This is a genomic window from Streptomyces sp. NPDC002867, from assembly GCF_053591895.1.
Map to the genome: position 1 here is coordinate 1 of NZ_JBSFUR010000043.1, position 12,765 is coordinate 12,765.

General features: G+C 72.1%; 10 protein-coding genes. 7 read left to right on the forward strand and 3 right to left on the reverse strand.

The window, feature by feature from the left end; translation table 11 throughout:
- Positions 1–170: 170 nt before the first annotated feature.
- On the reverse strand, positions 171–1,127 hold the full coding sequence (meaB, locus tag ACWD0A_RS28210) for a methylmalonyl Co-A mutase-associated GTPase MeaB (RefSeq protein ID WP_307713387.1): 957 nt from the start codon (positions 1,125–1,127) through the stop codon (positions 171–173).
- Between the two features lie 35 nt (positions 1,128–1,162).
- Positions 1,163–2,365, reverse strand: a complete 1,203-nt coding sequence (locus ACWD0A_RS28215; RefSeq protein WP_307713388.1) for an acetyl-CoA C-acetyltransferase — start codon at positions 2,363–2,365, stop codon at positions 1,163–1,165.
- Positions 2,366–2,509: 144 nt separating this feature from the next.
- Here ACWD0A_RS28215 and mce point away from each other — a divergent pair, with 144 nt between their 5' ends.
- The 7 genes from mce to ACWD0A_RS28250 all read left to right on the forward strand — a co-directional run bounded on the left by mce (position 2,510) and on the right by ACWD0A_RS28250 (position 12,248).
- On the forward strand, positions 2,510–2,938 hold the full coding sequence (mce, locus tag ACWD0A_RS28220; protein ID WP_177147620.1) for a methylmalonyl-CoA epimerase: 429 nt from the start codon (positions 2,510–2,512) through the stop codon (positions 2,936–2,938).
- A gap of 167 nt (positions 2,939–3,105) precedes the next feature.
- The gene (gene scy, locus ACWD0A_RS28225; RefSeq protein WP_451302590.1) at positions 3,106–7,116 is read left to right on the forward strand and encodes a polarized growth protein Scy; all 4,011 of its coding nucleotides are present in this window, start codon (positions 3,106–3,108) and stop codon (positions 7,114–7,116) included.
- 113 nt (positions 7,117–7,229) lie between these two features.
- Entirely contained in the window at positions 7,230–8,168 is a 939-nt protein-coding gene (locus tag ACWD0A_RS28230; protein WP_177147618.1) for a coiled-coil domain-containing protein, read from the forward strand.
- Positions 8,169–8,312: 144 nt separating this feature from the next.
- On the forward strand, positions 8,313–9,299 hold the full coding sequence (locus ACWD0A_RS28235; RefSeq protein ID WP_451302592.1) for an ABC transporter ATP-binding protein: 987 nt from the start codon (positions 8,313–8,315) through the stop codon (positions 9,297–9,299).
- Positions 9,300–9,302: 3 nt separating this feature from the next.
- Positions 9,303–10,082 (forward strand): ABC transporter permease, encoded by a 780-nt coding sequence (locus ACWD0A_RS28240; protein ID WP_451302594.1) that lies wholly within the window; start codon positions 9,303–9,305, stop codon positions 10,080–10,082.
- Between the two features lie 175 nt (positions 10,083–10,257).
- Positions 10,258–11,418 carry an ABC transporter ATP-binding protein gene (locus tag ACWD0A_RS28245; RefSeq protein ID WP_451302596.1) on the forward strand — a complete coding sequence of 387 codons (1,161 nt, stop codon included), beginning with the start codon at positions 10,258–10,260 and terminating at the stop codon, positions 11,416–11,418.
- Positions 11,415–12,248, forward strand: a complete 834-nt coding sequence (locus ACWD0A_RS28250) for an ABC transporter permease (RefSeq protein ID WP_451302598.1) — start codon at positions 11,415–11,417, stop codon at positions 12,246–12,248. Before ACWD0A_RS28245 ends, ACWD0A_RS28250 begins: the two co-directional genes overlap by 4 nt.
- Positions 12,249–12,252: 4 nt before the next feature.
- Here ACWD0A_RS28250 and ACWD0A_RS28255 read toward each other — a convergent pair whose 3' ends face one another.
- Positions 12,253–12,582, reverse strand: a complete 330-nt coding sequence (locus ACWD0A_RS28255) for an ATP/GTP-binding protein (protein WP_451302600.1) — start codon at positions 12,580–12,582, stop codon at positions 12,253–12,255.
- Between the last annotated feature and the right edge of the window lie 183 nt (positions 12,583–12,765).

Consider the following 12,765-nt stretch of genomic DNA (forward strand, 5'->3'; position numbering starts at 1 on the left):
GCGCGGTGTCCTCAAGCGCCGGACGGGCTGGATTTCGCTGCGCGAAATCAGCCCCGCCCGCGATTGAGGCGCTGGGGGTCCCTCCCACGGCCGCCAGGCCGTAGGGGGAGGGTCCGGGGGCGGAGCCCCCGGTTACGGGAAGGGGCGGGGTGGGGACAGGCCCGCCCCGGCTACGACTGCGTCAGGCCCGCCACCAGTTCGTCCGCCGCCCGGTACGGGTCCAGCTCGCCCGCCACGATGCGCGCCGCCAGCGCGCCCAGGCGGCGGTCGCCGTGGAGGTCGCCGATGCGTTCGCGCAGCGCCGTGACCGCGATCGTCTCGACCTCCGTCGCCGCCCGGCGCGCACGGCGCTCCGCGAGGACGCCGTGCTCCTCCATCCACGCCCGGTGCTTCTCCAGCGCCTCGACGACCTCGTCCACGCCCTCGCCCCGCGACGCGACCGTCTTGACGATCGGCGGCCGCCAGTCGCCGGGGCCGCGGGCCTCGCCGAGGCCCAGCATGTGGTTCAGCTCCCGGGCCGTCGCGTCCGCGCCGTCCCGGTCCGCCTTGTTGACGACGTACACGTCGCCGATCTCGAGGATTCCCGCCTTCGCCGCCTGGATGCCGTCGCCCATGCCGGGCGCGAGCAGTACCACGGAGGTGTCGGCCTGGGAGGCGATCTCCACCTCCGACTGACCGACGCCCACCGTCTCGACGAGGACCACGTCGCAGCCGGCCGCGTCCAGGACACGGATCGCCTGCGGCGCCGCCCAGGCCAGGCCGCCCAGATGGCCGCGGGTCGCCATCGAGCGGATGTAGACGCCCGGATCGGAGGCGTGGTCCGACATCCGGACGCGGTCGCCCAGCAGCGCCCCGCCCGAGAACGGCGACGACGGGTCGACGGCCAGGACGCCGACCCGCTTCCCGGCCCGCCGGTAGGCGGAGACCAGCGCCGAGGTGGAGGTGGACTTGCCGACGCCCGGAGAGCCCGTCAGCCCGACGACGTACGCCCCGCCGGTCAGCGGCGCCAACGCCGCCATGACCTCACGGAGTTGCGGCGCCGCCCCCTCCACGAGTGAGATCAGCCGGGCCACGGCCCGCGGCCGGCCCTCCCTCGCCTGGGCGACCAGCTCGGGGACGTCCACCATGGTGCTGCTCCGATCCTCGTCGGGTACCGACTGTCCTACTTGGCCGGGACGCGGACGATCAGCGCGTCGCCCTGACCGCCGCCGCCGCACAGCGCGGCCGCACCGACGCCGCCGCCGCGGCGCTTGAGCTCGAGCGCCAAGTGGAGCACCACACGCGCGCCGGACATGCCGATGGGGTGGCCGAGCGCGATCGCGCCGCCGTTCACGTTCACCTTTTCCGGCGAAACGCCCAGGTCCTTCATTGACTGGTGGGCGACCGCGGCAAAGGCCTCGTTGATCTCGATGAGGTCGAGGTCGGAGACCTCCAGGCCCTCCTTCTTCAGGGCGTGCCGGATGGCGTTGGACGGCTGCGACTGCAGGGAGTTGTCGGGGCCGGCCACGTTGCCGTGGGCGCCGATCTCGGCGATCCACTCCAGGCCCAGCTCCTCGGCCTTGGCCTTGCTCATCACGACGACGGCGGCGGCGCCGTCCGAGATCTGCGAGGAGGTGCCAGCGGTGATCGTGCCGTCCTTCGCGAACGCGGGGCGCAGCTTGCCCAGCGACTCGGCGGTGGTCTCGGCGCGGATGCCCTCGTCCTTGGAGAACAGGATCGGGTCGCCCTTGCGCTGCGGGATCTCGACGGGCGTGATCTCCGCCTCGAAGAGGCCGTTCTTCTGCGCCGCGGCGGCCCGCTGGTGGGAGAGCGCCGCGATCTCGTCCTGCACGTCGCGCGGGATGCCGAGGCGGGTGTTGTGCTTCTCCGTCGACTCGCCCATGGCGATGTTCTCGAAGGCGTCGGTCAGGCCGTCGTACGCCATGGCGTCGAGCATCTCGATCGCGCCGTACTTGAAGCCCTCGCGGGACTTGGGCAGCAGGTGCGGCGCGTTCGTCATGGACTCCTGGCCGCCGGCGACGATCACGTCGAACTCGCCGGCACGGATCAGCTGGTCGGCGAGCGCGATGGCGTCCAGACCGGACAGACACACCTTGTTGACGGTCAGGGCCGGGACGTTCATCGGGATTCCGGCCTTGACCGCGGCCTGACGGGCGGGGATCTGGCCGGCGCCCGCCTGGAGCACCTGCCCCATGATCACGTACTGCACCTGGTCGCCGCCGATGCCCGCACGGTCGAGGGCGGCCTTGATGGCGAAGCCGCCGAGGTCGGCGCCGGAGAAGGACTTGAGCGAGCCGAGCAGACGGCCCATGGGCGTACGGGCACCCGCGACGATCACGGAAGTGGTACCGGTCGTTCCAGACATGTGCACGATCCCCTTTCAGCCGCAGCTGAGGAGTGAACGAGGGTTTACTCAAATGTACTGAGCGGTACCGTCGCCGGTCACCGGTCGGCCGGTGTGATCGCGCGCACGTTGCGTAACCGGCCGCCGGGGCGCTGCACTGGAGCAATGCTGACGCGAATCGACCACATCGGAATCGCCTGTTTCGACCTCGACAAGACTGTCGAGTTCTACCGTGCGACCTACGGCTTCGAGGTCTTCCACTCCGAGGTCAACGAAGAGCAGGGCGTGCGGGAGGCCATGCTCAAGATCAACGAGACGTCCGACGGCGGCGCCTCCTACCTCCAGCTCCTGGAGCCCACCCGCGAGGACTCCGCGGTGGGCAAGTGGCTGGCCAAGAACGGCGAGGGTGTGCACCACATCGCCTTCGGGACGGCGGACGTCGACGGCGATGCCGCGGACATCCGCGGCAAGGGCGTACGCGTCCTCTACGACGAACCGCGTATCGGCTCCATGGGGTCGCGCATCACCTTCCTGCACCCGAAGGACTGCCACGGCGTTCTCACCGAACTCGTCACCTCCGCAACGGAGCACTGACCGACACGATTCCCGGCCCGGTAGAGTGGGCCGTTCCGGGCCGGGGCCGGGTCGGGGCCGTGCCGCGTCTCCGTCGTTGATCTGTCACCATTCCCCGGGGGGCCGTTCGCCGGCGAACGGTGCTCGTGTGGAGACAGTTGCGACCAGGGGACGGATGGGACCGCGCAGTGCGGGGCTACGAACGCCAGGAGAGCCACCGAGCTGACGACGACCACCTCTCGCGGTTCGAGGCCGAGATGGACCGGCTGAAGACCGAGCGGGAGAAGGCCGTCCAGCATGCCGAGGACCTCGGCTACCAGGTCGAGGTGTTGCGCGCCAAACTCCATGAGGCGCGCCGGACCATCGCCTCCCGCCCCGCCTATGACAGCGCCGACCTCGGCTACCAGGCCGAGCAGTTGCTCCGTAATGCCCAGATCCAGGCGGACCAGCTGCGCTCGGACGCCGAGCGGGAGCTGCGCGAGGCGCGCGCCCAGACCCAGCGCATCCTGCAGGAGCACGCCGAGCACCAGGCGCGTCTGCAGGCGGAGCTGCACGCCGAGGCGGTGCAGCGCAGGCAGCGTCTCGACCAGGAGCTGGCCGAGCGCCGCCAGACCGTCGAGTCGCACGTCAACGAGAACGTCGCCTGGGCCGAGCAGCTGCGCGCCCGCACCGAGTCGCAGGCGCAGCGTCTGCTGGACCAGTCCCGCGCCGAGGCCGAGCAGTCCCTCGCCGCGGCACGCGCCGAGGCCGCCAGGATCGCCGAGGAGGCCCGCCGCCGGCTCGGCAGCGAGGCCGAGGCGGCCCGCGCCGAGGCCGAGGCGATCCTGCTGCGTGCCCGCAAGGACGCCGAGCGGCTCCTGACCGCCGCCTCCAACCAGGCGCAGGAGGCGACCGCCCACGCCGAGCGGCTGCGGTCGTCCACCACGGCCGAGTCCGACCAGGCCCGCCAGCAGGCCACCGAGCTCAGCCGTGCCGCCGAGGCGCGGATGCAGGAAGCGGAGGAAAAGCTCCGCGAGGCGCGGGCCGAGGCCGAGAAGCTGGTCGCCGAGGCCAAGGAGTCCGCGGCCAAGCAGCTCTCGTCGGCCGAGTCGGTCAACGAGCAGCGCACGCGTACGGCCAAGGCGGAGATCGCCCGTCTCGTCGCCGAGGCGACCAAGGAGTCCGAGGCGCTGAAGGCGGACGCCGAGCAGGCGCTCGCGGACGCCCGCGCCGAGGCGGAGAAGCTGGTCGCGAACGCCACCGAGAAGGCCCGTACGGCCGCGGCCGAGGACTCGGCCGCCCAGCTCGCGAAGGCGGCCCGCACCGCGGAGGAGGTGCTGACCAAGGCGTCCGAGGACGCCAAGGCGACCACCCGTGCGGCGAGCGAGGAGGCCGAGCGGATCCGGCGCGAGGCCGAGGCCGAGGCGGACCGGCTGCGCGGCGAGGCGGCCGAGCAGGCCGACCAGCTCAAGGGCGCGGCGAAGGACGACACCAAGGAGTACCGCGCCAAGACGGTCGAGCTGCAGGAGGAGGCGCGCCGGCTGCGCGGCGAGGCCGAGCAGCTGCGGGCCGAGGCGGTCGCCGAGGGCGAGCGGATCCGCGGCGAGGCGCGGCGCGAGGCCGTCCAGCAGATCGAGGAGGCGGCGAAGACCGCCGAGGAGCTGCTGACCAAGGCGCGTACGGACGCGGACGAGCTGCGGGCGAAGGCGGCGGCCGACTCCGAGAAGGTGCGCACCGAGGCGATCGAGCGCGCCACCACGCTGCGCAAGCAGGCCGAGGAGACGCTGGAGCGCACCCGCGCGGAGGCCGACCGGCTGCGCGCGGAGGCCGAGGAGCAGGCGGACGGCATGCGCGCGGCGGCCGAGGCCGCCGCGGACCGGCTGCGCGAGGAGACCGAGCGCGGCGTCGCGGCCCGGCAGGCGGAAGCGGCCGAGGAGCTGACGCGGCTGCACAGCGAGGCCGAGGCCCGGCTCGCGAGCGCCGAGGAGAACCTGACCGAGGCCCGCGCGGAGGGCGAGCGGATCCGCCGCGAGGCGGCGGAGGAGACCGAGCGGCTGCGGGCCGAGGCCGCGGAGCGGCTGCGTACGCTCCAGGCGCAGGCCGAGCAGGAGGCGGAGCGGCTGCGCGACGAGGCCGCGGCCGACGCGTCGGCGGCCCGTGCGGAGGCCGAGTCGGTCGCCGTACGGCTCACCAGCGACGCGGCGGCCGAGGCGGAGCGGCTGCGCACCGAGGCGCAGGACACCGCCGACCGGGTACGGGCGGAGGCCGCGGCGGCCGCCGAGCGGGTCGGTGCGGAGGCCGCCGAGGCGCTCGCCGCCGCACAGGAGGAGGCGGCCCGCCGGCGGCGGGCGGCCGAGGAGACCCTCGAGTCCGCGCGCGCCGAGGCGGGCCAGGAGCGCGAACACGCCCGCGAACAGAGCGAGGAGCTGCTGGCGTCGGCCCGCAAGCGGGTCGAGGAGGCGCAGGCCGAGGCGCAGCGGCTCGTGGAGGAGGCCGACCGGCGGGCCACCGAGATGGTCTCGGCCGCCGAGCAGACCGCCCAGCAGGTACGGGACTCCGTCAGCGGGCTGCAGGAGCAGGCCGAGCAGGAGATCGCCGGGCTGCGCAGCGCCGCCGAGCACGCGGCGGAGCGCACCCGCAGCGAGGCGCAGGAGGAGGCGGACCGGGTCCGCGCCGACGCGTACGCGGAGCGGGAGCGGGCCTCCGAGGACGCGGCCAGGCTGCGGCAGCGGGCCCAGGAGGAGACGGAGGCGGCGCAGGCGCTGTCCGAGCGGACCGTCGCCGAGGCGATCGCGGAGGCGGAGCGGCTGCGTGCGGAGGCCTCGGAGTACGCGCAGCGGTTGCGTACGGAGGCGTCGGACTCGCTGGCATCCGCCGAGCAGGACGCGTCGCGGACGCGGGCGGAGGCGCGCGAGGACGCCAACCGGATCCGTTCCGAGGCGGCGGCGCAGGCGGACCTGCTGGTCGGCGAGGCGACCAGCGAGAGCGAGCGGCTGCGCACGGAGGCCGCCGGGGTGCTGGCCGCCGCGGAGGCGGACGCGACACGGCTGCTCACCGAGGCCGAGCAGATCAAGGTGGACGGCGAGGCCGAGGTCGAGCAGATGCGCGCGGCCGTGCGCGCCGACCGGGAGCAGGTGCTCGACGAGGCGCGGAAGGCCGCGGACAAGCGGCGTGCCGACGCCGCGGCGCAGGCCGACCAGCTGATCGCCGAGGCGACGAGCGAGGCCGAGCGGATCGCGGCCGAGTCGGCCGCCGACGCGGAGCGGATGCGGGCGGAGGCCGCCGAGACGGTGGGTTCCGCGCAGCAGGCCGCCGAGCGGATGCGGGCGGAGGCGGAGCGGCACCGCGCCGAGACGGAGGCCGCTGCCGAGCAGCTGCGCAACGAGGCGCGCGCCGAGGTGGACCAGCTGCTGGACGAGGCGCGCACGGAGGCGGCGAAGCGCCGTGCCGACGCGGCCCAGCAGGTCGACCAATTGATGGCCAAGGCGCAGGAGGAGGCGCTGCGCGCGGCCACCGAGGCGGAGGAGCAGGCCGACACGATGGTCGGCGCCGCCCGCAAGGAGGCCGAGCGGATCGTCGCCGAGGCCACCGTCGAGGGCAACGCCCGGGTGGAGAAGGCGCGTACGGACGCCGACGAGCTGCTGGTCGGCGCGCGCCGGGACGCGACGGCGATAAGGGAACGCGGCGAGGAGCTGCGGGCCCGGGTCGAGAGCGAGATCGAGGAGCTGCACGAGCGGGCCCGCCGGGAGACGGCGGAGCAGCTGAAGACGGCCGGCGAGCGTGTCGACAAGCTGGTCAAGGCCGCCGAGCAGCAGCGGGCCGAGGCGGAGGCCAAGGCCAAGGAGCTGGTGTCGGATGCCGATTCCGAGGCCGGCAAGGTCAGGATCGCCGCCGTGAAGAAGGCGGAGGCGCTCCTGAAGGAGGCCGAGACCAAGAAGGCCGAACTGATCCGCGAGGCCGAGCGCGTGAAGGCCGAGGCCGATCGCGAGGCCGAGCACACGATCGCCGAGGGCCGGCGGGAACTCGACGTGCTGGTGCGCAGGCGTGAGGACATTCAGGCCGAGATCTCGCGAGTCCAGGACGTACTCGAGGCGTTGGAGTCTTTCGAGGCGCCGACGGGGGGTAAGACTTCGGCCAATGGCGGCTCGGGAGCGGGAGCCGTCAAGGCGGGAGCGTCAGCAGGGGGTACACGTTCGAGTGGCAAGTCGTCCGACGACTAGCCACTCAAAAGGCTGGACATTCTCCAGATCAAACCGGCATCCGCTCGATGACACGCCGCTTCGGCCCCTAGGATTCCCTCTAACACCTCACCGGTCTCATTGACAGGAACCCCATGAGCGACACTTCCTCCCCCTTCGGCTTCGAGCTCGTGCGGCGTGGTTACGACCGCGGTCAGGTGGATGACCGCATTACCAAGCTCGTCGCCGACCGTGATAGTGCTCTGGCCCGAATCACGTCTCTGGAAAAGCGCATCGAGGAGCTCCACCTCGAGACGCAGAACGCCCAGGCCCAGGTCAACGACGCCGAGCCGTCGTACGCGGGTCTCGGCGCGCGTGTCGAGAAGATCCTCCGCCTCGCCGAGGAGGAGGCGAAGGACCTGCGAGAGGAGGCCCGTCGCGCGGCCGAGCAGCACCGTGAGCTCGCCGAGTCCGCCGCCCAGCAGGTGCGCAACGACGCCGAGGCGTTCGCTGCGGAGCGCAAGGCGAAGGCCGAGGACGAGGGCGTTCGGATCGTCGAGAAGGCGCAGGGCGAGGCCAACTCGCTGCGGGCCGACGCGCAGAAGGACGCGCAGTCCAAGCGCGAGGAGGCGGACGCCCTCTTCGAGGAGACCCGCGCCAAGGCCGCCCAGGCCGCCGCGGACTTCGAGACCAACCTGGCCAAGCGCCGTGAGCAGTCGGAGCGCGACCTGGCCTCGCGTCAGGCCAAGGCCGAGAAGCGCCTCGCCGAGATCGAGCACCGCGCCGAGCAGCTGCGCCTGGAGGCCGAGAAGCTGCGCACGGACGCGGAGCGCCGGGCCCGCCAGACGGTGGAGACCGCTCAGCGTCAGGCGGAGGACATCGTGGCCGACGCGAACGCCAAGGCCGACCGCATCCGCAGCGAATCGGAGCGCGAGCTGGCGGCGCTGACGAACCGCCGCGACTCGATCAACGCCCAGCTCACCAACGTCCGCGAGATGCTGGCGACGCTGACCGGTGCGGCCGTCGCCGCGGCGGGTACGCCGGCGGACGACGAGCCGATCTCCCGCGGGGTTCCGGCGCAGCAGTCCCGCTGACGCCCTTCGCAAGCCTGATCCGACGAGTGCCCGGTGCCGCTTCGGCACCGGGCACTCGCGCGTCACCGGCCCTATGCGGAACGGCCCTCGTCCGTTGGGCGAACCCGGTGGCGGACGCCATGACGCCCCCGTAGCGTGAAACGCATGATCGAGCTCGAGGGCCTCACCAAGCACTTCGGTACGAAGGTCGCCGTCGACCGTCTGTCCTTCACGGTCCGCCCGGGCATGGTGACCGGTTTCCTCGGTCCCAACGGCGCGGGCAAATCGACGACGATGCGCATGATGCTCGACCTGGACAACCCCACGAACGGCACGGTCAGGATCGACGGCAAGCACTACCGGGACCTGGACGAGCCGCTCAAGTACATCGGCGCCCTGCTGGACGCCAAGGCGATGCACGGCGGCCGCAGCGCCTACAACAACCTGCTCTGTCTGGCCCAGGCGAACCGGATCCCGGCGAGCCGCGTGGCCGAGGTCCTGGACGTGGTCGGACTGACGGCGGTGGCGCGCAAGAAGGTCAAGGGCTTCTCGCTCGGCATGGGCCAACGGCTCGGAATCGCTTCGGCGCTGCTCGGCGATCCGGAGATTCTCATGTTCGACGAGCCCGTCAACGGTCTGGACCCCGAGGGAATTCACTGGATACGCAATCTGATGAAGGCCCTTGCCGCCGAAGGCCGGACGATCTTCGTCTCGTCCCATCTGATGAGTGAAATGGCGCTCACCGCCGACCACTTGATCGTGATCGGCCAGGGCAGACTGCTCGCCGACACATCGATGGCCGATTTCATTCACGAGAACTCCCGCAGTTATGTCCGGCTGCGCACTCCGCAGCGGGAGAGGCTGCTCGACGTCCTGCACGCCGCCGGTCTGATCGCCGTCGAATCGGGCAACGGCACGCTGGAGATCGACGGGGCGTCCACCGAGCAGCTGGGCGAGCTGGCGGCGGAGCACCGGATCGTGCTGCACGAGCTCAGCGCCCAACGCGCCTCGCTGGAGGAGGCGTTCATGCAGATGACGGCCGGCGCGGTGGAGTACCACGCGCATGCGACCGGCCCCGCCGCACCGCCCTCCGCACCTGCCGCCACCGGTACCGCCGCCCCGCAGTGGGCCCCGCGCAGCAAGGGAGCCTGACCGATGGCATCCGTACCCGCCGTCCTCCAGTCGGAGTGGACCAAGATCCGTACGGTCTCCTCGACGCGCTGGACCCTGATCTGCGCGCTCGCGGTCACGGTCGCCATGAGCGCCGCGCTCTGCGCCCTGATGAACTCCACCTTCGACGACCTGCCGGAGGCCGAGCGCCTCACCTTCGACCCGACGCTGATCAGCTTCTCGGGAATGGTGCTGGGCCAGCTGGCGATGGTCGTCTTCGGCGTCCTCGTGGTCGGCACGGAGTACAGCTCCGGCATGATCCGCACGTCGCTCGCGGCCGTTCCGCAGCGCGCCACCTTCCTGCTCGGCAAGATCACGGTGGCCGGGCTGCTGGCCCTGGCGGTCGGGATGGCGACGAGCTTTCTGACCTTCTTCCTCGGCCAGGCGCTGCTGGGCGAGTACCGCACCACGATCGGCGAGGAGAACGTGCTGCGCGCGGTGGTCGGCGGCGGGCTCTACATGGGCCTGATGGCGATCTTCTCGATGGGCGTCGCGGCGATGCTGCGGAGCTCGATGCTGTCGCTCGGCATCCTGATGCCGTTCTTCTTCCTGGTGTCCCAGATCCTCTCCGCGGTCCCGGGCGCGAAGGACGTGGCCCGCTACTTCCCCGACCAGGCCGGCTCCAAGATCATGCAGGTCGTCCCGGGCGCGATGAACAGCGGCGACTCCCCCTACGGGCCGTGGGGCGGCCTGGGCATCATGCTGCTGTGGGTGGCGGCGGCGCTGATCGGCGGCGTCCTGGTGCTCAAGAAGCGCGACGCGTAGGCGTCCTGGACGCGCGGCGCCCGGAAACGGGAGGCGGCCGCCGCGGAATCCGGGACGTACGGCGCGCGGGCTTGATGGGAACCGTCAAGGCCCGGATATCCTCCTAACTCTTACGGGGGGCGTACGGCATGCATGGCCTGTGCCCCGACGACCCGAAAGTCGATGGGGCTGGAGAATGATCGAGGCAGTCGGCCTGACGAAGCGCTACGGCGCCAAGACGGCCGTGTACAACCTTTCCTTCCAGGTGCGGCCCGGGGCCGTCACCGGGTTCCTCGGACCCAACGGAGCCGGCAAGTCCACGACCATGCGCATGATCCTCGGGCTCGACAAGCCGACGGAGGGACAGGTCACCATCAGCGGCCGGCCGTACCGGCAGCTGCCGAACGCGCCGCGGCAGGTCGGTGCGCTGCTGGACGCCAAGGCCGTGCACGGCGGGCGCAGTGCGCGCAGCCACCTGCTGTCGCTGGCGCAGCTGTCCGGCATCCCGGCCCGCCGGGTCGACGAGGTGCTGGGCGTCGTCGGTCTCCAGGACGTCGCCAAGCGCCGTTCCAAGGGCTTCTCCCTCGGTATGGGGCAGCGGCTCGGCATCGCGGCCGCGCTGCTCGGCGACCCGCAGGTGCTGCTCTTCGACGAGCCGGTCAACGGTCTCGACCCCGAGGGCATCCTGTGGGTGCGCAACCTGATGAAGCAGCTGGCCGCCGAGGGCCGTACCGTCTTCGTCTCCTCCCACCTGATGAGCGAAATGGCGCTCACCGCCGACCACTTGATCGTCATCGGCCGGGGGCAGCTGCTCGCGGACATGAGCGTCAAGGACTTCATCTCGCACAACTCGGCCGATTTCGCGCGTGTGCGCACGCCGCAGACCGACCCGCAGCAGCGCGAGAAGCTGTCGGCGGCGCTCACCGAGGCGGGCGGGCAGGTCATGTCCGAGCCGGACGGCGCGCTGCGCGTCACCGGGCTCGCCCTGCCGAGGATCAGCGACGTGGCCCACGAGGCCGACGTCCGGCTGTGGGAGCTGTCGCCGCACCAGGCGTCCCTGGAGGAGGCGTACATGCGGATGACGCAGGGCGCCGTCGACTACCGCTCCACCGACGACCAGAAGGCGGGGCTGATGCAGCAGCCGCCGATGGGCTACATGCCGCCGCAGCAGCCGCAGATCCCCGAGGTGCCGCAGCAGGGCTGGTACGCCCCGCCGCCGCCCGGAGCAGGCCAGAACCCGTACGCGGCCGTGGCGCCGGGCGCCCCCGCCCAGCCCGCGCCCGCGCAGCCCGCGCCGCCCGCCGCTCCCCCTGCCGCCGCCCCCGCCGACCTGACCAAGCCCGAGGACACCCGATGACCACCCCCTACCAGCACCCGGGCGCCGCGTCCCCGACGTACGCCTCCCCGATCCCGGTCCGCAGCGCCCACCTCGGGGACGCCCTCGCCTCGGAGTGGACCAAGATCCGCTCGGTGCGCTCCACGATGTGGACGCTCGGCGTGATGATCGTGCTCATGGTGGGCATCGGCCTCGGCACCGCGGCGATCGTGGCCGCCAGCGACGTCGATCTCCAGGGTGAGTCGGCGCTCGGCTTCGGCTTCTTCGGCGTTCTGCTCGGCACGATCTGCGTGATCACGCTGGGCGTGCTGACGATCGCCTCCGAGTACGGCACGGGCATGATCCGTACGACCCTGACCGCCTGCCCCAGCCGTTCGCGTGTGCTGGCCGCCAAGGCGATCGTCTTCTTCGGCCTCGTCTTCACCATCACGGCGGTCTTCGCGGCGCTCGTCGCCGTCGTCCAGACGGGCATGGTCGAGGCCACCGAGCCCACCGGCGACGAGTGGCTGCGCGCGACGGTCGGCGTGGCGTTCTTCGTCGCCTCGATCGGTCTGCTGTCGCTGGCCGTCGGCACCATGATCCGGCACTCCGCCGGCGCGATCACGATCATGATCGGCGTGATGCTGCTGCCGCTCGTCGCGGCCATGTTCATGTTCTCGGAATCGCTCGCCGACGTGCAGGAGTTCCTGCTCGACTACGCCATCCCGAGCCAGCTCATCGGCATCTACGGCGAGGCCGCGGCCGGCGGCTCCGCGGGCCCGGTCGGCTGGGAGCCGGTGTGGATCATGCTCGGCATCACCGCGGCGGCGATGGGCGGCGCGTTCGCCGTGCTCAACGGCCGCGACGTCTGAGACGTCAGTAGCGAGGCGCGTTCCGGGACCGCTGCACCCTCGTGGTGCGGCGGTCCTTCGCGTTCCAGCACGCCTTGTGCCAGTGGCGCCGTTCGTCAAGGCCGCCGTGCTGGGGCCAGGCCACCACGTGCGCGAGGCCGGAGGGGATCTCCTGGTCGCAGCCCGGGCAGCGGTACGTCTTGCCGGCGGCACTTGCGCCCGCGACATGGCGCACCGACCAGTCCTCGCCCTGCCAGGTCTCGCTGCTCCCGAACCCGCCGTACCGCTCGCCGCTCCCCGCTGCTCGCTCGGTCGGCTTCTCGCCGCCTCGGGGGCGGTTGCGGCGCGGGGACACGTGGACACCTCACAGAGAGTCGGAACAGTTCCTTTCCAGCGTACGGGCCGAGAAGCGGGGCACTCGTCCTTCCGGCCGCGCGACCGTGGCCGCCGGCGAGCGCCGGTTACCGGACAATCGCAACAACTTCCCGTCCGGCCGTGCCTTTGGCACGTGTCAGACGTTGTTGCCGGTAGGGGGAGT